Here is a 21,452-nt window from a genome sequence, read left to right on the forward strand (position 1 = left end):
AGCCCTGAAACAATTCTGCTTCAGGGCTTTCTTTCTTTTATTTCTCAATTCGTATTCGAGCATCCACCGCTATTATATCTTTTTCTGTTCCTAACAACGGGTTAATATCCATTTCCTTTATCTCTGTAGCAAAGCGGAGCAACGTAGACAAACGAACTATAATTTCGGCAAACTTATCCTCATTTACTCCTTTCTGACCACGTGCCCCTTTGATTATTTTGTAAGCACGCAATGAACGAATCATGGAGTAAGCCTCTTCGTAACTCAATGGTGCCAAACCCGAAGAAACATCTTTTAGTATCTCTACAAATATACCACCCAGTCCGCAAAGCACCACATGCCCGAATTTCTCTTCATACTTTGCTCCGATAAACAACTCCGTTCCTTTCAACATAGGTTGTATCATTATAGCGTGTGCATCGGGAATTGCCATCATTCGTTCAAACTCAAGAGCTAAATGCTTACTGCTCTGGATATTGAGCACTACACCGCCCACATCTGATTTATGTACAGGTCCCACCACTTTGGCTACAATAGGGAAACCTATTCTTTCGGCAGCGGCAATAAGTTCTTCACGGTTATCTGTCACAATCTCCTCAACGATAGGAATACCTGCTGCCTTTAGAAGTGCTTGTACATAATGCGGCTGGATATAACCATTTTCCGGGATTTCGTCGATAATGCGTCTGATGAGCGGAACATCCACCCCATAAAGTTCTATTTCGTTGGTTGCCGGACAAGAGGTATTCATGATGCGCGAAAGTGCCGTCCCTAAAGTTACCTCGTCGGCAAAGTTCACATGTCCTTTCTTCAAGAACTCCTCAACCTCTTTGCCTGCAGTATGAATAGAAGGGAGTACCGGGAATATGGGTTTTTTACAACTATTCATCTTCTGATGCAACACCTCATATGTCTCGAACATGGTAACCAATCCGGGTGTACCAAAGATTGCCAAAATAGCGTCTATGTTCTTAAATTTCTTCTCGCAATAGTCAATAACAATACTCAAATGCTCTGGCGTTCCTGTAGCAAGTATATCAATTGGATTACCAACAGAAGCACCTGGGAATAATTTACCTTTTAGTTCTTCGGCAACAGGTCCCTCCAATTTAGGAACAACAAGTCCACCTTTAGAAAGGGCATCGGCAAGCATTACACCAGGACCTCCGGCATGTGTTACGATAGCAAAATTGCGTCCTTTCAGCTCGGGCAAAGTAAAGATACAGCCCACTGTTGTCAACTCTTCACGCGAGTGACATCGAACGATTCCCGCTTTGCGGAACAATGCTTCCACTGCCGAATCCGAGCTGGCAATAGCACCCGTATGTGAAGAAGCTGCCCGCATACCACTTTCCGAACTTCCTGCCTTAATTGCTGCAATCTTACATCCTTTCCGGATGAGTGAAGAAGCATGGAACAATAAACGATCCGGATCTTTAATGCTTTCTATATAAATCAGCTTAATATCCGAGTCTTTCGCCGGGTCAAAGTGCTCGTCCATATATTGAAGTACATCTTCCACGCCTATTTGCTTGGCATTGCCAACCGACCAAACGGAATTGAATTGTAACCCCTTTATCACAGCCGACTCTAAAATAAAGACTGCTGTAGCTCCCGAGCTGGAAATCAAATCCACCCCTTGCGGATTGAGGTTTGGGATAGGTTGCGTAAAAACACTGTGATGACAGGTGTTAAGAACACCAATACAGTTAGGCCCGATAAGTGCCGCGCCATAACGATTTACCGTATTGAGTATTTGTTCTTCGAGCAAAGCGCCTTCGTGCGTTTCTTCGCCAAAGCCAGCAGATAGTATTATGAACGCACGCGTTTGCTTTGTTGCAGCAAGTACCTCAACTGTATCAGGACAAAGCTTAGCTGGTATTGCCAAGATTGCCAAGTCGGTATCCGGTAGTTCACTTACATTTGCGTAAGACACCACATTTTGCACTTTTTCTTCTTTCGGGTTTACAGCCCTCAGTTCTCCTTTATAACCCCCAGTTATCAAATTTCTTAGGATAGCTCCGCCCGGTTTATGCAGGTTGTTAGAAGCACCTACTACTACAATACTTTCCGGATGAAGTAATTGACGATTAATCATAGCAATATTATTTAGAACCTTTCGGTTGGTTAGTTTTTAGAGATATAGCACCACATAGGGTAATGATCGGATGTCTTAATAGAGCGATCGACCGTACAACTATATGATTTCAAGTTTTTACTAATTAAAATATTATCAATTCTAAAATAGAATCCACCTCGGTTGTAAGAGATACCAAGCCCTGTACCCGATTGTACAAAAGCATCAGTCAGGTTCTCTGAAATCACCCGATGCGAATATGATATAGGAGATTCATTGAAGTCTCCACAGCAAATCACCGTTTTATGAGGTGAATTTGCAATTTCCTTCGCAATAGCATCGGCTTGCTTGCTACGAATAACAGCAGCCTCGCCCAATTTTTTCAGCAAACGCATAGCGCCCTGTTTCATTTGTGCCGTTTCTGGGCTTGTAATCAATTCTTTATAGATTCCTTTATCTTCATTACTCAATTTGTTTGATTCTAAATGATTGTTGATAACAACAATTGTATCATTTCCAACCTTTATTTCGTACACAATCGAACCGTTATGTTCACTTTCATAATTTATTCGCCGACTGGAGAGAATAGGGAACTTTGAGTAGAAAGCCAATCCGTTAGTATTTGCCTCTCCGAGTTTCACTTCGTCACGGTATGGATAGTTCTTTAGTTCTTTATTAATATTTTCACGCGTAAGATACTTGCGGTTTGATGCTACGATAAATTCCTGCAAACATATAACATCCGCATTGCTATTCTTAATATAAGTCAAGATGTCATTCTGTCCGGCTGTTTTCTTCAAATCGCCAAAAGCCATTACATTATACGAAAGCAGCTTTATAGTACCTTCGGGAGTCTTGTTTGAAGAGAAATTAATTGGTATATATGTTTTGATTTGCACACAACAAATCAACATAGCCAGCACCGAAAGCATGGCATATTTCCAACGCAATATGAACCAAAAAAGAACAAAACAACAATTAATCGTAAGAAATATCGGAAACGTCAAGCCGGCACAGGAGAGTATGGGAAATGATACAGGATTTATATAAGGACTGAATGCAGCGAAGAGCAGTCCGCCTACAAATAGTATATTTACTACAAATATAATCCCAAGCGCTAAATTCCCTATCTTTTTCATTTCTTACTTGCGTCAAACAAACTTTTTTTCTCTTCAGTGGTCAGGTTCTCGTAACCCGATTTCTTTATTTTATCCAGAATACGATCTATTTCTTCCGACTGTTTTTTCTTTTGCGCATTGTAATCAAAATCCTTAGGATTACGATTGTAATGCACATTCATCGTTGGCTTACTTTTTTTAGACTTCATTTTCCAGTTCTTTTTATTCAGAAGAGGCGACAATCCATCAAGTGCCTTGTTTATCCAAAGCGTCAAGTCCGTTCCCTTCTGAAGCATAGCAGCAAAAAACAAACCAGCCAAAGCACCCCCCAAGTGAGCAATATGTCCACCTGCGTTACTCGAAGTTAAAAACAACAAATCGGTTAATACAACAAACAAAGCAAGATACTTCAGTTTCATTGTGCCAAAGAGTAACAACCTTACGGGATAATTAGGTTCACGATAAGCCACTGCCGTAACAATTGCAAGAATAGAAGCCGAGGCTCCTACCATCAATGAGTGGTCGACCATTGGAGCAAAATAAGGGAATAGGTTGTAGGAAATCATATACAGAAGTCCGCCACAAATACCCCCTAATAGATATACCCCCCGCAAATGTTTAGCCGAAAAGAAATAAAGGAATAGCGAACCAAACCAGTACAGCCACAACATATTGAAGAGTATGTGCAACAAGTCGGCATGCATAAACATATAAGTAAAGATAGACCACGGTTGGTAAATAAAGCGCCCAAACGATGCCGGAAGTTGAAAAAGTTCCCAAAATCCCGACGCGCTCCTGTTGAAGAGCATTAATGCCACCCCTACCAGTGCCGTAACAAAAAAAACTCCTACATTGATAAATATCAGCTGAATAAAAGCGTTGCCCCGCTTGTAGGCGTTTTTAATATCAGTTATAATATCCGCCATAGTTCGTATACTTTTTGCGCCAGTACATTATTAGAATAAAGCCAAATATCATTCCTCCAAGATGAGCGAAGTGTGCCACATTGTCGCCTACTCTGTTTGATAAGCCAAGATAAAGTTCAATTGCCGCATAACCCATCACAAAATATTTCGCCTTAATAGGAATGGGAATAAACATGATGAATATTTTCTCATTAGGAAAAAGCATCCCAAACGCTAACAAAATGGCATAAACAGAACCCGATGCACCTATGGTAACCATTTTATCTAGATATTCAGCCATAGTTATAATCTCAGTACCAAGACTAACACTAGTGTAAGGTGCCAATACTGTGGCATAGTGAATATATTGTACAACTTCTTGTATCAGCCCTGCCCCTACTCCGCAAAGCAAGTAATAAAACAGGAAGCGCTTAGCTCCCCACACATGCTCCAGTATACGTCCAAACATCCACACTGCAAACATATTGAAGAAGAGATGCTCAAAACCACCATGCATAAACATATAAGTTACTAGCTGAATAGGGTTAAACGCATCGGACATAAAGAAGTGTAGTCCAAGAATATTGTTCAAATCAATGCCGTATTTCTCGGCTACGAAGGTTGCGAAGAAGAGCAACGCATTGATGATTAGTAAATTTTTAGTTACTGCTGGTATATTATTCATCTTAAAAACAATTGAAAGTAATTAAACACATAAAAGACAAATGTAGTAATAAAATTTTGTTAGAATGCTGTTTTATTGTTCTCTATTCATTCTTTTTTAGGATTTAGGCGCTGTTTTTTGTTTTATCAAGAAAACACCAAACCTATTACTATGAGATATAGTAGCAGGGTTGGAGAGTTCCTTTTATTAAAAACAACCTAACAGTTAACTTAGTTATGAACAAAGCAGAATTAATCAGTGCAATATCCACTGAATCTGGTCTAAACAAGACCGAATCAAAGAAAGCCTTAAATGCTTTTATCTCTTCCGTTATCAAAGCATTAGTAGATGGTGACAAGGTTTCATTAGCTGGTTTTGGTACTTTTAGTGTCATCATCCGGCAAGAAAGACCAGGTATCAATCCTACCACGAAAGCGTCAATTATCATCCCGGAGACAAAAGTCGCAAAGTTTAAAGCGGGGCTCGAACTCTCCAATTTGCTAAAGTAGTTTCCCTATTATTCGCTCTGTGTTGAGAATATTGAAGTTTTTAACCTTCTTAACAGATATATTCCTTTATTGTTTTTTGTATCTTTGCGCCCAGTAAATACAAACGGGCTATGAATATAGAGAAGAAACTTACCGACTCCATCGCAAAAGGATTGAAGGAGTTGTACGGACAAGAGATTGCGGAAGCACAGATACAGTTGCAAAAAACAAAAAAGGAATTTGAAGGGCATCTTACGTTGGTTGTCTTTCCTTTCTTACGTATGTCAAAGAAAGGACCGGAACAGACAGCACAAGAAATTGGCGAGTACCTACAAGCCAACGACCCCGCTGTTGACAAGTTCAATGTGATCAAAGGATTTCTTAATCTAACCATAGCCTCTACTCTTTGGATTGAATTACTGAACAGTATTCATCAAGAAGCGAACTACGGTATTTGCACAGCTACAGATGCTTCGCCACTGGTAATGATTGAATACTCTTCGCCAAACACAAACAAGCCACTTCATCTGGGACATGTTCGTAACAACCTTTTAGGAAAAGCACTTGCCAATGTAATGGCTGCCAACGGTAACAAGGTGATAATGACCAATATTGTAAACGACCGCGGTATTCATATCTGTAAGTCTATGTTGGCATGGCAAAAATATGGAAATGGCGAAACACCCGAGTCGTCCGGCAAAAAAGGAGACCACTTGGTAGGCGATTATTATGTATCATTCGACAAACATTATAAAGCCGAAGTAGCCGATTTAATGGCAAAAGGTATGTCAAAAGAAGAAGCAGAAGCAGCTTCGCCTTTGATGAACGAAGCGCGCGAGATGCTCGTGAAGTGGGAAGCAGGCGATACCGAAGTACGCGCATTGTGGTCAATGATGAACGAATGGGTATATGCCGGTTTCGACGAAACTTATAAGAAGCTGGGGGTAAACTTCGATAAAATTTACTATGAGTCAGAGACTTACCTCGAAGGAAAAGACAAAGTCTTAGAAGGACTTAAGAGTGGTGCGTTCTATCAAAAAGAAGACTCTTCTGTATGGGCAGACCTCACCCCCGAAGGACTCGACCATAAGTTGCTGCTCCGTGCCGACGGGACATCTGTTTATATGACACAAGACATTGGTACAGCTAAGCTTCGCTTCGACGACTATCCTATCGACAAAATGATTTATGTGGTAGGTAACGAGCAAAACTACCACTTCCAGGTGCTTTCTATCTTACTCGATAAACTTGGCTTCAAATGGGGCAAAGGACTGGTACATTTCTCTTACGGTATGGTAGAGCTACCCGAAGGAAAGATGAAATCTCGCGAAGGAACCGTAGTAGATGCCGATGACTTGGTAGAAGAGATGGTGGCAACTGCCAAAGAAACCTCACAAGAGTTAGGCAAACTAGACAGTTGCACTCCCGAAGAAGCCGACAACATTGCACGCATTGTAGGTATGGGTGCTTTGAAGTACTTTATATTAAAAGTGGATGCCCGCAAGAATATGACTTTCAATCCGAAAGAATCAATCGACTTCAACGGCAATACAGGTCCGTTCATTCAATACACCTACGCACGTATCCAGTCGGTATTACGTAAAGCAACCGAAGCAGGTATTGCCATACCTACTACCCTGGCTACCAATATGGAACTCAGCGAAAAGGAAGAAGGATTGATTCAACTCATAGCCGACTTTGCCGCTATCGTAAAACAGGCAGGCGAAGACTACAGCCCGTCAATCATTGCCAACTACACCTATGATTTGGTAAAAGAGTACAACCAATTCTACCATGACTTCAGTATTCTACGCGAAGAGAATGAAGCAGTAAAACTTTTCCGCATAACACTTTCGAGCAACGTAGCAAAGGTTATTCGTTTAGCAATGGGATTATTGGGTATTGAAGTTCCCGAAAGAATGTAATAGTTGTCAGCTATAGGTTTTTGCCAACGCGTTGGCAAACTTTTGCCAGCGCAGTTGCACTGCGGTGCCAACGCGTTGGCACAACTTTACTTCACCTGCGGATAATCAATGGTATAGTGCAAGCCGCGACTCTCTTTGCGCTCTATAGCTTGTCGCATGATAAGATAACCTACATTAATGAGATTACGAAGCTCACAAATATCACGCTGCACAAAGCTACGCTTGAACAAACTCTCTGTTTCTTCGTAGATTAAGTCGAGCCTATCCCATGCACGTTTCAAACGAAGGTCGGAACGAACAATACCCACATAGGCACTCATTATTTGATTTACTTCCTTGAGGCTTTGACTGATAAGAATCATCTCTTCGGGCGAGCGTGTTCCTTCATCGTTCCACTCGGGAATCTGTTCGTTGTAATTATATTGCGTTAATTTTGCAAGGCTGTGTTTGGCGGCAGCATCGGCATAGACTACCGCTTCTATCAGAGAGTTGGATGCCAAACGGTTTCCTCCATGCAGACCGGTACAAGAGCACTCGCCCACTGCATAAAGCCGCTCGATAGACGACTGTGCATTCAGGTCTACCTTAATCCCTCCACAAAGATAGTGCGCCGCAGGAGCTACAGGGATATAATCTTTGGTTATATCAATGCCCAGCGAAAGGCACTTTTCGTAGATGGTAGGAAAATGACGTTTGGTCTCTTCGGCATCTTTGTGGGTTACATCTAAGTAAACAAAATCATCGCCACGATTTTTCATCTCATTATCGATAGCACGTGCTACAATATCACGTGGAGCAAGCGAAAGACGTGAGTCGTACTTTTGCATAAACTCTTTGCCATCCATAGTGCGTAATACAGCTCCATATCCGCGCATAGCCTCTGTAATAAGGAAAGAGGGGCGATCACCCGGATGATACAAAGCAGTGGGGTGGAATTGCACAAACTCCATATCCTTTACCGTTCCTTTGGCGCGATATACCATAGCAATGCCATCGCCTGTTGCAACAAGCGGATTGGTGGTAGTTTGATACACAGCACCAATGCCTCCGGTTGCCATAAGGGTGATTTTAGAAAGGAAAGTATCTACTTTACCACTCTTCAAATCAAGAATATAAGCGCCATAGCACTTAATGTCGGGCGTTTGGCGGGTAATAGTTTCGCCAAGATGATGTTGCGTAAGTATCTCAATGGCAAAATGGTTTTCAAATATTTCGATGCCGGGATGACTTTTTACAGCCTCGATAAGGCTATCCTGAATCTCGGCACCTGTGCGGTCTTTATGGTGCAGAATGCGAAACTCCGAGTGTCCTCCTTCCCGGTGCAAATCGAATTCGCCTTGCTCGTTCTTATCGAAGTCCACTCCCCAGTTGATCAATTCGTGGATTTGCGAGGGAGCCTCCATAACTACTTTCTCTACCGCCTCTCTACTACTCAGCCAATCACCAGCAATCATGGTGTCTTCAATATGTTTCTCGAAATTATCGACTAATGTATTTGTTACAGAAGCAATACCACCTTGTGCAAAATAGGTATTTGCCTCTTCCAACTCCGTCTTGCAAACAAGTGCAACACGTCCTTTGTTGGCTACTTTCAATGCAAAACTCATACCGGCAATGCCTGAACCGATTACTAGGAAATCGAATTTCTTAATCATAGACGCATTATATTTTGCGCAAAGGTAGAAAATAACTCTTGTGTGTAAACCTAAATAGGATTAATTAAAATAAATGTATTAACTTGCAGGCAAAACCGCGAACGATTATGAATCGAGTCTTTCAGGCAAAGATTAGCTGGTATCAATACCTCTATTTATTGATACTGGGTGCACTAACCTTCTTCCTGCTTTGGGAGAAAATCATTATTATAGCCATTCTATGCATGCTGTTGGTAGTATTTGCCATCGAACGGGTAATTCACACCACCTACACACTCACATCCGAAAACGAACTGATTATCTCCACTGGCAGATATGGAAAACCAAAAGTTATTCACCTGAAAGAGATTCACGAGGTGGAATTAAGACACTCGGCCCGGTTCGGTAAATTCTCCATAACCGAGTATATTCTGATTACATACGGAACGAATAGACACGTAGCGGTTACACCTCTAAAAAAGAAAGAATTTATAAATTTACTGCTTAGCAAGCAAGAACATTATAATTAAATAAATACTTTATGAAATTTGACGTAGCCATTATTGGCGGTGGACCAGCCGGATACACCGCTGCCGAAGCTGCCGGGAAAGCCGGACTTACAGTTGTTATTTTTGAAAAAAACAGTCTTGGAGGTGTATGCCTCAATGAAGGATGCATTCCTACCAAAACCCTTCTTTACTCTGCCAAAACATTTGACTCGGCATGCCACGCCAGCAAATATGGAATAAGCGCCACCGATGTTTCTTTCGATTTATCGAAGATTATTGCACGCAAAACAAAGGTTGTTCGCAAACTGGTGTTGGGAGTGAAAGCTAAACTCACCGCCCACCATGTACAAATTGTAACAGGAGAAGCCTCTGTGGTAGACAAGCATACTGTGAAATGTGGTGAGGAAATCTACCAGTGCGAGAATCTGATTATTTGTACCGGATCGGTAACTGCCATCCCTCCCATTCCCGGTATTCAGGAAGTAAACTACTGGACACATCGCGATGCGCTCGATAATAAAGAGCTTCCTGCTTCTCTTATAATAATAGGTGGAGGAGTTATCGGTATGGAGTTTGCTTCATTCTTCAATAGTTTGGGAACAGAAGTAACTGTAGTAGAAATGCTCGACGAGATTCTCTTCGGCATGGATAAAGAACTTGCTACCGCACTACGTGCAGAGTATGCCAAGAAAGGTATTAAGTTCTTGTTGAGTAGCAAGGTGAAAGCACTTTCTAACGAAGACGGCAAAATAGGTGTAGCATATGAAAACGAGAACGGTGCAGAAACAATTATTGCCGAGAGAGTAATTGTTAGTACAGGACGTCGTCCGGCAGGGAACAACATCGGATTAGAAAATCTTGCATTAAAGAGAACTGAAAGAGGTAACATCCTTGTAGACGAACAAATGCAAACCTCCGTACCCGGTGTATATGTATGTGGCGACTTAACCGGATTCTCGCTCTTGGCACATACCGCCGTACGCGAAGCAGAGGTTGCCGTACATGCCATCTTAGGGAAACAAGACAGTATGAGCTATCGCGCCATTCCGGGTGTGGTATACACCAATCCCGAAATTGCAGGTGTGGGCGAAACGGAAGAGTCCCTGCAAGCTAAAGGTATTTCTTACAAATCGCTCAAACTCCCGATGGCTTATTCAGGACGTTTTGTTGCCGAGAATGAAGGAGTAAACGGTATTTGCAAAGTGTTGGTTGCCGAAGACGAAACCATTCTTGGTGCACATGTATTGGGCAATCCAGCCTCAGAAATCATTACCCTTGCCGGTATGGCAGTAGAACAACGCCTCACTGCCGAAGCCTGGAAGAAGATTGTATTCCCTCACCCCACAGTATGCGAAATTTTTAGAGAAGCCTTATGAACACACGTATTTTACTAACACTCCTTGTCTTCTCCTTTGGGCTATTACCTGCTTGGGGACAAGCATCCTTACACGAACGAATAGATAAACTGCTTGCCGAGAAACTTCCCGAAGAGTCGCAAGTAGGCATTTGTATCTATAATTTGCACACCAAAGAATATTTGTATCAGTATCAAGAGAAGAAACTCTGTCGCCCAGCATCCAACATGAAAATACTCACTGTGCTTACCGCGCTTACACAGCCCGATGGTGAGGAACCTTTTCGCACCAATGTGTGGTACAAAGGAGACGTTAAAAACAACACACTGTACGGAGATTTGTATGTTGTGGGAGGTTACGACCCGCAGTTCAACGACTCCTCTATGAATATATTGGTAGAGGAAATTGCCGCTCTTCCTTTCTCATCTATCAAGGGGAAAATTTACGGTGATGTATCTATGAAAGATTCACTTTACTGGGGCAGTGGCTGGTCGTGGGATGATACACCTTATTATTATCAGCCCTACCTAACTCCACTCATGTTCAACAAAGGAATTGTAGAGGTAACCGCAAAACCGAATGCGACAGGCCAACCAGCTACACTCAGCCTTGTGCCACAATCGGGTTTCTACACATTAATCAACGAAACTAAATCCGGCACACCGGATGCGGATAAATTCCGCGTTTCGCGCAACTGGCTTGAAAACGGAAACGAAATCATTGTAACCGGAAACGTAGATCGTCAACGAACAGGAACAGTGAATATGTACACCACGCAGAATTTCTTTATGCACACCCTTGTAGAGCGCTTACAGCAGAAAGGAATTGAACTGGACAGCAACTATGAGTATGCCGAATTTACCTCCGATTCTACCGCTGTACTGGTAACTTGCCTGGAACAAACAGTAGATGATGTGTTGCGTGATATCATGAAGGATAGCGACAACATGGCAACCGAAGCATTGCTCTGTAAGATTGCATCGACCCGTACCGGTAAGAAAAAAACATCAACGGAGGAAGGATTGGAAATGATAAAGGAACTGATAGAGAAAGTTGGACACGACCCTAAAAAATATGAGTTGGGAGATGCTTGTGGACTATCAGATTACAATCTTCTTTCTCCTGCTCTCTTTGTGGATTTGCTGAAGTACGCTTATGCTGATACAGACCTGTTCCGCAAATTCTATAAAACGTTACCGATTGGTGGAGCAGACGGCACTTTAAAGAGCCGCATGGGAAGAGGCACAAACGCTTATCTGAACATAGCGGCAAAGACAGGAAGTATTTCGGGTATCTCTACATTGGCGGGCTATGCGAAAACAAAGAACGGGCACGTGTTAGCCTTTTCTATTATGAATCAGAATACGCTGACAAGTGCCCGTGCAAGATCTTTTCAAGATGCTATATGCGAACTACTTTGCGAATAAACCGCTTACTTCACGTAGTCTGCCCAGTTGATATTCTTCATATCACCGGTTTCGAGCAACGTAGCATGCATGGCCAACGCGCCTCTCATGCTGTGACTGGTTTGTCCTTTAGTCGCAATTTTCAAATAATCCCATAAAATATTCTTATAGTCGGGGTGCGCACAGTTTTCGATAATTGTGCGCGCTCTTTCTGCCGGGCTCTTTCCACGCAAGTCGGCAATACCTTGTTCGGTAATCAGGATGTTTACAGAGTGCTCGCTATGGTCGGCATGTGATACCATCGGAACAATAGAGCTGATAGCACCATTCTTCGCAGTAGATGGACACGAGTAGATAGAGATATAGGCATTGCGGGTAAAATCGCCCGAGCCACCAAGACCATTCATCATTTTCGTACCTGCTATATGAGTAGAGTTGATGTTTCCATAAATATCCGCTTCGATGGCAGTATTCATAGAGATAACACCCAAACGACGAACTACTTCCGGATTGTTAGAAATTTCCGACGGACGAAGCACCAACTTATCGCGATAGAAATCCATATTGGCATAGATTTCATCCAGACACTCGTTAGTTACCGACAATGAACAGGTACTACCAAATTTAATACGTCCTTCTTTCATCAAATCGATCACCGAATCTTGAATTACTTCAGTGTACATCTCAAAATTAGGAATGGTTTTGTCGCGACCAAGCGCACCCAGTACCGCATTGGCGATATTACCCACACCCGACTGCAATGGCAAGAAAGTAGAAGGAATGATACCTCTCTTCATATCCGACGCCAGGAAGTTAGCTACGTTTACGCCAATTTGTTCTGTAATAGGATCGGGAGCCGTAAAACCGCGTGCTTCATCGGGCATATTTACCTCTACAACACCAACAATCTTCTTCGGATCGACTTGCACATAAGTAGTACCAACACGATCGCTTGCTTTATAAATAGGTATCTCGCGACGGTAAGGAGGATCAAGAGGTTGGTACACGTCGTGCATACCAATCATATTCTTACTATGCGCGCTATTGAGTTCAACGATAATCTTATCAGCTTTGGCACAAATTGTCGGTGTAATACCACCTGCTGCCGTAAGATAAATTTTACCATCGGCTGTTACATCACAAGCCTCAACAATAGCCACATCTACGTTACCAAAGAACCCGAAACGAATTTCTTGTGCCATTTGAGACAAGTGGATATCATTATAAGCAATCTCTCCATTGTTTACCGCTTTGCGGAAGTCGCTGTTGGTAGTATAAGGAGCGCGATATTTCAACGCCTTGGCACGGGTAAGTACACCGTCGCACGAGTCGCCGGTAGAAGCACCGCTTAGTATACTGATTTGATAAGGATTCCCTTTAGCGTGCTCTTCTTCGGCTATTTTCGCTATCTCTGCTGTAGTGGCTTTAGGAGAACCTGCAGGTGTAAAACCGCTGATACCCACAATATAGCCATTCTTTACGATACTTGCTGCTTCGGCAGCAGTTAAAAACTTAAATGACATAATTTTGTTGTTTTTTTCTTATGTAAGATTGATTAATACTTTCTTTTTAGAATTTCGGACCAGATAATGCCACGACGCACTTCATCAATGGAAGTTATGTCAAATTCTTCGCGCGGATGGGGTTCTTGTTCGCGTGGAGTGGGAACTGAATGTTTTTTTGTTTTTTGTTGTCGCACAGAGTGGGAAGAAACGAGAGTTTCGATAGGCAAAGTTTGTTCAGGAACTTTTACTTCCGGTTCTGCTTCGAATGTCTCATATTCCATCTCTATATCATCGGGACTTGCTGCTTTTTGTTGCGCTTCAAGCTCATCAGCCTTTTTATTAAGAGTTCTTACAACCATAATAATAATGAAGCCGATAAATAAAACTGTAGATAAAATACTTTCTCCCATAATTTATTTCAAAAAAGTATGCCAAAGATAGGGATTAAATCTAATAGCAGCCAAGTATTTAAATGAAAAAAGGGCAGCTTCACAGCTCCCCTTAATTTTTTTAACCTAAACCTTAACTATGAAAAAATCTAATGTTTCTTTCATTGGACAAAATTGAACATTTTAATCAACTAAGCAAAATTCTCGAATGCAAAAGTTCAACTAATTAACATTTATTATCACAAGGCTGCGTTCTAAAAGGCTTATTGCAGCTATTTTAAGATTAAATATACCTATTCATTACCATCGAAAGACCTATCTTTGCAAGCATATTATTAGTAAAACATCAAAGACTTTAGAAAAATGAAAGAATCAACGGGAGCAGACTTTAAATCTGCAACTGTAGCAAACGACAGTAAAAAATTGTTTATTGAGACGTATGGTTGCCAAATGAATGTGGCTGATAGCGAAGTTATCGCATCGGTCATGCAAATGGCAGGGTATATAACTATTGAGTCGCTCGACGATGCCGATGCGGTGTTCCTCAACACTTGCTCTATTCGCGACAATGCCGAACAAAAAATCCTCAACAGACTGGAGTATTTCCACTCGCTTAAGAAAAAGAAAAAAGGCTTCATTGTAGGGGTACTGGGTTGTATGGCAGAGCGTGTAAAAGACGACCTGATAGAGAATCATCATGTGGATTTGGTAGTAGGACCCGACGCATACCTCTCGCTACCCGACCTGATTGCTGCTGTAGAAGCAGGCGAAAAGGCAATTAATGTAGAGCTATCTACAACAGAAACCTACCGCGATGTAATTCCTTCGCGCGTTTGTGGAAATCACATATCGGGTTTTGTATCTATTATGAGGGGGTGCAATAATTTCTGCACCTATTGTATTGTACCCTACACACGCGGACGAGAGCGAAGTCGCGATGTAGAAAGCATTCTCAACGAAGTGCGCGACCTTGCCGCTAAAGGTTATAAAGAAGTAACGCTACTGGGACAGAATGTAAACTCGTATCGTTTTGAGAAAGGAGAAGAAACAATCACTTTCCCTATGTTGCTACGCTTGGTAGCCGAAACCGCTCCAACCATGCGTGTACGCTTTACCACCTCACACCCCAAAGATATGAGTGACGAAACACTGGAGGTTATTGCACAGGTTCCTAATGTGTGCAAACATATTCACTTGCCGGTGCAGAGCGGAAGCTCGCGCATTCTTAAACTAATGAATCGCAAATACGACCGCGAATGGTACCTGGAACGAGTAGCCGCTATTCGCCGCATCATTCCCGACTGCGGACTAAGTACCGACATTTTCTCGGGGTTCCATTCCGAAACCGAAGAAGACCACCAAGCCTCACTCTCGCTGATGGAGGCGTGTGGTTACGACTCTGCCTTTATGTTTAAGTACTCCGAGCGACCGGGCACGTATGCTTCTAAGCATCTCGCCGACGATGTTCCCGAAGAGGTAAAGATAGCTCGCCTCAACGAAATCATCGCATTCCAAACCAAGCTATCGGCGGCAAGCAATGCCCGCAACATTGGCAAAACATACGAAGTTCTTGTCGAAGGGATTTCAAAACGTTCGCGCGAACAACTTTTCGGTCGCACCGAGCAAAACAAAGTAGTCGTATTTGACCGCGGTGGGTACAAAATAGGCGATTACGTAACCGTAACCATAACGGATGCCACACCGGCAACACTGAAGGGTCGGACAGTGTAAACAAGCCTGAATATTTATTACAGTCAACCACAGGTTAACGAATAAATCTGTTAACCTGTGGTTAATACCTATTCTTTCGAAACAACTTCACTTTTCTCTCCATTTCACCGATTTCATCGCCAAAAAGAACAGCAATTCCTACAAAAATCCGTCTTTTTAACACTAAGTCCTAATCTTTCGGAACGTGTGTCACAAGCTCGGAATGTGTGTCACATTTAGTATCTTTCTTTTGTTTTTCTTTGTCAAAGAATCAATTTTAGTTCCATATAACAAAGAAAACAAAAATGAAGGCAAACAAAATCCTATCGTACGCAGCAGCAGTTATTTTGCTCGCTAATCTGGGTGCATGCTCCCGGGAAGAAATCGAAGTGAACCAACCGCCACACGCGGAAACAGGAAAAACAGTCACCGTAAAGGCAAGACTGAACCAAACCAACGACACTCGTCTGTCGCACCAGTACATCGACAAAGTAATTAAAGCAGCATGGACCAAAGACCACGCCACCCAACGCGACGACGCACTGATGGTCTTTGGAATGTTCGACGAGGGTGCTACTATCTCTACCGGGCAGATATTCGACATAACGGATATACAAGCAGGTGTAGCCACCTTCACCGGGAACATGCCTGCAGGAGAAATGTATATGTTCGTATATCCCGCCCACCGCATACTGACAGACCCTCAACAAGGCATGTTCAACTTGCTGGGACAGACGCAGACAGGAAACGACAACCTCGATCACATAGCCGAATATACCTATATGTTAGCCAGGGCTACTGATCTTACCCAGGAACTCCAATTTGAACATGCTACCGCCGTACTGCGCATCAACGTGAAGCACCCCACCGAAGCACTGGGATACAAACCCGTATCCATTACCCTGAACAACGCCGACGGGGAAAATTTTGCAATCGGGATGGGCTCTGCAAACGATGACTACGACGAGGTCTTCGTCAAAGGCGTCACCATCGCCCTGAAAGACATGGAAGCAGTGACCGCCGGCGCCACATCCACCATCTACGCCGTGATATTCCCCAACAGCATTGACGAAAGCCTGAACGTGAACGTGCAATACGCCCACGAAACCAACCCCCGCATAACCGCAACAGGAACAATCGCCGTAGCCACCGGTGGGCAGGCTATCGAAGAAGGCTACGTATATAATATACCCCAGGCAACACTGACAGCGATAGCCGCCAACAACATCTTCTCCGACGCCACCGTGAGCGACGGAGTAGCCCCCAACTTCTCGGGAGGCGACGGACTTACGGAAGACACCCCCTTCCTCATCTCCAATGCGGCCGACCTGAAAAAGCTGGTGGAAGTATTCAGCGCATACAACGCCGATTACAATTACTACCTGCTCACCACAGACATACACGTAACCGCCACCCACTGGGAACCGATAAGCAGAAAAGGATTTTTCCACGGCACATTCGATGGCGGAGGACACACCATCAGCGGAGTGCTGAACGATGCCGGAAACCCGGACTACCCCTACTTCGGATTCTTCGGCTTCTTATATAATGAATGTACGATTAAAAACCTGCATGTGGCAGCAAATATAGTTTCGGAAGGCGGAGCTATAGGCGGAATAATAGGCGGAATATCTATCGGCAGCACAGCCTTGATATCCATAGAAAACTGCACCATGACAGGCTCCATCGCAGTTGAAGGCAAGGGAGGATCAATAGGAGGAATCATCGGAAATGCATACGGATCGGATGGAAAGATAGCCACCATAGCCCACTGCACCATGACAGGAAATATAACAGCTACAACAACAGGAGAGAATTCCCAAGTTAAAACAGGTGGCATAGCAGGCAATACTTCGGGAGCTGCAACCACCCATTGCACCGCTTCGGGCGAAATCACCGTTTCGAGCGAATCGCAGACATACGTGGGAGGTATAACAGGCAACGCGTTCAACAGCACCGTATCCCACTGCCGCAACTACAGCAACATAACCGTAACCAAAGCAGACGGCATAGCATATATTGGCGGGATAACAGGAGACGGAACTCCTACCTACTGTTTCAACGCCGGAAACATCACCGCAGCCAACCTGAATAACACAAGCGGTCATAGCAACGTGATAGGAGGCATAACAGGAACCAGCCCCAATGTAGTAACCGACTGCATTAACGAAGGAAACCTGAAAGTATCCGCATCGACCAATGAAACCCATATAGGAGGAGTGGCAGGAGTATTAGACGGTTATACAAAAACCGGCATGGCCAACTGCCGCAACCGCGGCGCAGTGGAAGCAAAAAATATGAAAACGGTAATGATTGGCGGATTGGTAGGAACTCACTATCATGAAAAAATACACAACAGCCACAACGAAAGCACCCGGCTCGTAGAAACCAATAATACCTCTGTGCAGAAAGGAACATTAATAGGATACCGGTTTGTAGGAGCAGGAGCATATATCTACGACTGCTGCACCAGCGTAGAAGTAACAGGATGGGGCCTCGTTGACGACGATTTCTTCTTACCCACTTGCACCGACTCCCACTAACCCCATCATCAATAACAACCAATAAAAAACAAAAAGAGATGAAAAAGCAAATATACACCCCACCACGCACGGAAACAATACGCGTAGAGAACGAAGGAATTATGGCAGCCAGCAACGTAGGCGGCAGCGGAATACCCGATATAGGCGAAGGAAGCTGGAATACTTCGACAGGAGGAAATCAGCAGGATACAGCGAGCGAACTCGAAGAGTTAATTAACAACATATTAACGTACTAATGAAAAAGAATATGAAAACAAAAAACTATCAAGCACCACGCATCGAAATCATCAGCGTGCAAAGCGAAGGAATTATGGCAGCCAGCGCAGGCGCAGGAGTGAACGACTTCGATAACGGAGGAGCCATGTTCAGCAGCGGAAGTAACCAAAGTGAAAACAGCACGATGAGCGAAATCGAAATCCTCATCGAAGAAATACTTACCACCAGATGAAAACCAAAGCAACAACCATCATCGCCGTGACAATAGCCATAGCCATGAACTTCGCAGCATGCAGCAACGAAGAACAACAGCAAGAACCACAAAAAAAAGGAGAGCAAATAACCATCACAGCAACACTGCCCGCAGCAGATACCCGACTGGCAATGGAAGACCAACTGAACGGAACCGTAGACGGCACAGTAAAGGTAACATGGGAAGAGGGAGACCAATTCGAGATCGCAAATACAGGATACACCGACACGCAAACCTTCACCCTCGTCTCCGGAGCAGGCACCAACACCGCCACCTTTACAGGGACGAAACCCGAGTCTGATGGAGTTTATTTCATACAATATCCCAGTTTCGAAGTAGATTACACTACTCAGACACAAACCGGGAACGCATCGACGGCACACCTCGGCAACTACAATTGCATGTTCACGGGCTTATATAGCGAAGACCTCTCCGATATAGAATTCGAGCCTTTGGCATCCCTGATGAAATTCGACATCACCCTGCCCGCCCCTTTCCCATCCACAGGCTTTGAATCTCTGCAATCGCTTACATTGAGCACTACGCAGGTGGGGGCTTTCGTCCTCGCGAATACCCCATCGAGACGTACGCCCGACGAAGCCCTGACCCTGACATTGAACGGCATAAGCCTCCTCTCCAACGGCAACAGGAAAGTAACCGCCTACATGATGCTCGAACTGATGCCGTCGGATAGAACCATCGAAGCCGGCCAATCGATAACCATCGAGCTAAGAACCAGTATAGGAGTCTACACCTTTACCAAAGAACTGGGAAGCAGCCAGGTGTACGAAGCCGGGAAAGCCTACACGGCCGTTATCGGTGCCAATGATTGGACAGCGCCCACTCTAAGCTATTACGACGAAACGGTAGCCGCCCAAAATTCACTTTCTCTCACAGAAAATTACGCCGGCGGCAACGGCACAAAGGACGACCCCTACCAGATAGCCTCCGCCAGCCAACTGCGCAGGCTCGCGTTGCAAGTCGGTTTTAACAATCAGAATCAGGCCGGAAAATACTTCAAACTAACCACCAACATCTATGTATGGTCCGTCGCAGAATGGAAACCAATAGGCTCCGAAGGCGGTGTATTCAGCGGAAACTTCGACGGAGGCGGGCATACTATATCCGGAAATTTGACAGGAATTCTCAGAGACAACTTCGGCGTATTCGGTTTACTGGATACCGACACCGACGACATGACCATCGAAAACCTCTACGTATCGTTCGCCACACCCGATAACAACTATCGTAACATCGGAGGCATAATAGGGCAGGTTAAACAAACCGGCACCGGCATCCTTACCATCTCCAACTGCCACAACAGTGGAAAAATAGACGGAGCGGGCGAAATAGGCGGCATTGTAGGTCTCATGTATGGACAGCACATCATAACAGGCTGCTCCAACAGGGGAGTGCTGGGTCACTATCAATGCAGCGGTGTGGGTGGCATTGTAGGAAACGACATGACAAGCGACCACAATCCTGCCAACTTTACCAATAACCGCAATACGGCGACAGAGATGCTTGGCAAAAGCAATGTAGGCGGGCTCTACGGAACTCGCACCAGTGCAACTCCGCTGGATGCCAGCAACACCAGTGTGTTTACGCCTAAGGTGGGGAATCGGCCGGGGTTGTGATGAAAGAAATCCTGGGATTTGCTAACTCGAAAGTTCTTCGCGGAAGAAATCCCAGAATTTTCCAATGCAAAAGTTCTTCGCGGAAGAAATCCCAGAATTTTCTAACGCAAAAGTTCTTCGCGGAAGAAATCCCAGGATTTTCTAACGCAAAAGTTCTTCGCGGAAGGAATCCCAGGATTTTCTAACACAAAAGTTCTTCGCGGAAGAAATCCCGGAATTTTCCAGTTCTAAAAATAACGAATTAACAAAAAGTAAAAATGAAGAAGATTAACATGGACTTTCGTCCCGGATATGCCCGCAACGCCGAGCATTTCCAGTTTCAGCTCGACGTACTGTCAGCAGTAACCACCACCTTTGCAACCCAGCAAAAAATCAGCGCCCTGCGATCTCAGTACGCCGAGCTGGTGCAAACAGAAAATGCTGCCTATCTGCGCAACCGCGACTACATGGAAACACCCGAAATTGAAGCTGCCGACAAACAGCGCGACGAAATTTTCAGGTACATCGCCCAAATCATCGAAAGCAATCTGAAATGTCCGCTCGAAGATAAAAAAGCAGCAGCCAAAAGATTGAATTACTATCTGAAGCCCTATCGCAACGCGCCAGAGTTGACTCTTGCCCAGGAGACAGCCGCCGTAACCGATTTCGTTGACAAAATGAAAACCGAAGCCGCGCCCGCCGACCTTAGTAAGATAGGCATCGCCGGCGACCTGGACACGCTGAAAGCAGCCAACGATGCCTTCAACGCCCTCTACACCCAACGCTCGGAAAAAGTATTGACACGCGCCACCAGCGAAACCATGAAAACGATACGCCCCAAAGTAGACGAAGCCTACAAACAACTGGCCGAAGCAATTAACGCACTATACATGGTAAACCATCTGGTGACACGCAGCAATAGCACCGAAGCAACCATCGGAACGGTAATAGATGACGTAAACTCGTACATCGCACAGTTGCAAACCACCTTGTATAAAGCAGGCATAGCACCAAAACCCACGTTCGGCACGGGCGAAGAACTAAGCCCGGGAACAGATCAGGGCGACGACGACTTTATAGACCCAACAACATAAAGACCCCGTCCGCCCCACGATGTCCCCCCTCTGAGGGGGGCAGGG

At 44.2% G+C, this 21,452-nt stretch carries 18 protein-coding genes; 11 read left to right on the plus strand and 7 right to left on the minus strand.

Translation table 11 applies throughout. From position 1 onward, the window contains the following. Positions 1–37: 37 nt before the first annotated feature. The 4 genes from D0T50_RS11595 to D0T50_RS11610 are packed head-to-tail and all read right to left on the minus strand — an operon-like array spanning position 38 to position 4,785. Entirely contained in the window at positions 38–2,098 is a 2,061-nt protein-coding gene (locus tag D0T50_RS11595) for an acetate--CoA ligase family protein (protein WP_163223693.1), read from the minus strand. Positions 2,099–2,127: 29 nt separating this feature from the next. After that, positions 2,128–3,216 (minus strand): endonuclease/exonuclease/phosphatase family protein, encoded by a 1,089-nt coding sequence (locus D0T50_RS11600; protein ID WP_163223694.1) that lies wholly within the window; start codon positions 3,214–3,216, stop codon positions 2,128–2,130. Next, positions 3,213–4,121: a rhomboid family intramembrane serine protease gene (locus D0T50_RS11605; protein WP_163223695.1), complete on the minus strand. Its 909-nt coding sequence runs from the start codon at positions 4,119–4,121 to the stop codon at positions 3,213–3,215. Before D0T50_RS11605 ends, D0T50_RS11600 begins: the two co-directional genes overlap by 4 nt. Beyond that, on the minus strand, positions 4,102–4,785 hold the full coding sequence (locus D0T50_RS11610) for a rhomboid family intramembrane serine protease (protein WP_163223696.1): 684 nt from the start codon (positions 4,783–4,785) through the stop codon (positions 4,102–4,104). The genes D0T50_RS11605 and D0T50_RS11610 overlap by 20 nt, the downstream gene beginning before the upstream one ends. Before the next feature lie 215 nt (positions 4,786–5,000). On the opposite strand from D0T50_RS11610, the gene D0T50_RS11615 reads away from it, so the two are divergent. Together D0T50_RS11615 and argS are read left to right on the plus strand one after the other, a co-directional pair. Then, positions 5,001–5,273, plus strand: coding sequence for an HU family DNA-binding protein (locus D0T50_RS11615; protein ID WP_163223697.1), 273 nt, complete (start codon positions 5,001–5,003; stop codon positions 5,271–5,273). Positions 5,274–5,383: 110 nt separating this feature from the next. After that, positions 5,384–7,177, plus strand: coding sequence for an arginine--tRNA ligase (gene argS / locus D0T50_RS11620; protein ID WP_163223698.1), 1,794 nt, complete (start codon positions 5,384–5,386; stop codon positions 7,175–7,177). Between the two features lie 86 nt (positions 7,178–7,263). On the opposite strand, the gene nadB is transcribed toward argS, so the two are convergent. Then, a complete protein-coding gene (nadB, locus tag D0T50_RS11625; RefSeq protein WP_163223699.1) occupies positions 7,264–8,832 on the minus strand; it encodes an L-aspartate oxidase in 1,569 nt (522 codons plus the stop codon). Between the two features lie 107 nt (positions 8,833–8,939). On the opposite strand from nadB, the gene D0T50_RS11630 reads away from it, so the two are divergent. The 3 genes from D0T50_RS11630 to dacB are packed head-to-tail and all read left to right on the plus strand — an operon-like array spanning position 8,940 to position 12,102. Next, positions 8,940–9,341, plus strand: a complete 402-nt coding sequence (locus tag D0T50_RS11630; protein ID WP_163223700.1) for a PH domain-containing protein — start codon at positions 8,940–8,942, stop codon at positions 9,339–9,341. 11 nt (positions 9,342–9,352) lie between these two features. Further along, on the plus strand, positions 9,353–10,696 hold the full coding sequence (lpdA, locus tag D0T50_RS11635) for a dihydrolipoyl dehydrogenase (protein ID WP_163223701.1): 1,344 nt from the start codon (positions 9,353–9,355) through the stop codon (positions 10,694–10,696). After that, complete coding sequence (gene dacB, locus D0T50_RS11640) at positions 10,693–12,102, plus strand: D-alanyl-D-alanine carboxypeptidase/D-alanyl-D-alanine-endopeptidase (RefSeq protein WP_163223702.1); 1,410 nt, start codon at positions 10,693–10,695, stop codon at positions 12,100–12,102. Before lpdA ends, dacB begins: the two co-directional genes overlap by 4 nt. A gap of 5 nt (positions 12,103–12,107) precedes the next feature. Here the strand turns inward: dacB and D0T50_RS11645 are convergent, their stop codons facing one another. Both D0T50_RS11645 and D0T50_RS11650 read right to left on the minus strand, forming a co-directional pair. Then, entirely contained in the window at positions 12,108–13,604 is a 1,497-nt protein-coding gene (locus D0T50_RS11645; RefSeq protein ID WP_163223703.1) for an acetyl-CoA hydrolase/transferase family protein, read from the minus strand. A 32-nt stretch (positions 13,605–13,636) separates the two neighbouring features. Then, positions 13,637–13,996, minus strand: a complete 360-nt coding sequence (locus D0T50_RS11650; protein ID WP_163223704.1) for an MscL family protein — start codon at positions 13,994–13,996, stop codon at positions 13,637–13,639. 342 nt (positions 13,997–14,338) lie between these two features. Here D0T50_RS11650 and miaB point away from each other — a divergent pair, with 342 nt between their 5' ends. The 6 genes from miaB (at position 14,339) to D0T50_RS11680 (ending at position 21,407) form a co-directional block, all read left to right on the plus strand. Further along, on the plus strand, positions 14,339–15,706 hold the full coding sequence (gene miaB / locus D0T50_RS11655) for a tRNA (N6-isopentenyl adenosine(37)-C2)-methylthiotransferase MiaB (protein ID WP_163223705.1): 1,368 nt from the start codon (positions 14,339–14,341) through the stop codon (positions 15,704–15,706). 284 nt (positions 15,707–15,990) lie between these two features. Continuing rightward, positions 15,991–18,228 (plus strand): hypothetical protein, encoded by a 2,238-nt coding sequence (locus D0T50_RS11660; RefSeq protein WP_163223706.1) that lies wholly within the window; start codon positions 15,991–15,993, stop codon positions 18,226–18,228. 38 nt (positions 18,229–18,266) lie between these two features. Continuing rightward, the gene (locus tag D0T50_RS11665) at positions 18,267–18,464 is read left to right on the plus strand and encodes a hypothetical protein (protein ID WP_163223707.1); all 198 of its coding nucleotides are present in this window, start codon (positions 18,267–18,269) and stop codon (positions 18,462–18,464) included. Positions 18,465–18,475: 11 nt separating this feature from the next. Continuing rightward, positions 18,476–18,676, plus strand: coding sequence for a hypothetical protein (locus tag D0T50_RS11670; RefSeq protein ID WP_163223708.1), 201 nt, complete (start codon positions 18,476–18,478; stop codon positions 18,674–18,676). Then, entirely contained in the window at positions 18,673–20,334 is a 1,662-nt protein-coding gene (locus D0T50_RS11675; RefSeq protein ID WP_163223709.1) for a hypothetical protein, read from the plus strand. Before D0T50_RS11670 ends, D0T50_RS11675 begins: the two co-directional genes overlap by 4 nt. 257 nt (positions 20,335–20,591) lie before the next feature. Beyond that, positions 20,592–21,407: a DUF6261 family protein gene (locus tag D0T50_RS11680; RefSeq protein ID WP_163223710.1), complete on the plus strand. Its 816-nt coding sequence runs from the start codon at positions 20,592–20,594 to the stop codon at positions 21,405–21,407. The last annotated feature ends 45 nt before the right edge of the window (positions 21,408–21,452 follow it).

The sequence above is a fragment of the Bacteroides sp. 214 genome, from assembly GCF_010501015.1.
Lineage (GTDB): Bacteria > Bacteroidota > Bacteroidia > Bacteroidales > Bacteroidaceae > Bacteroides.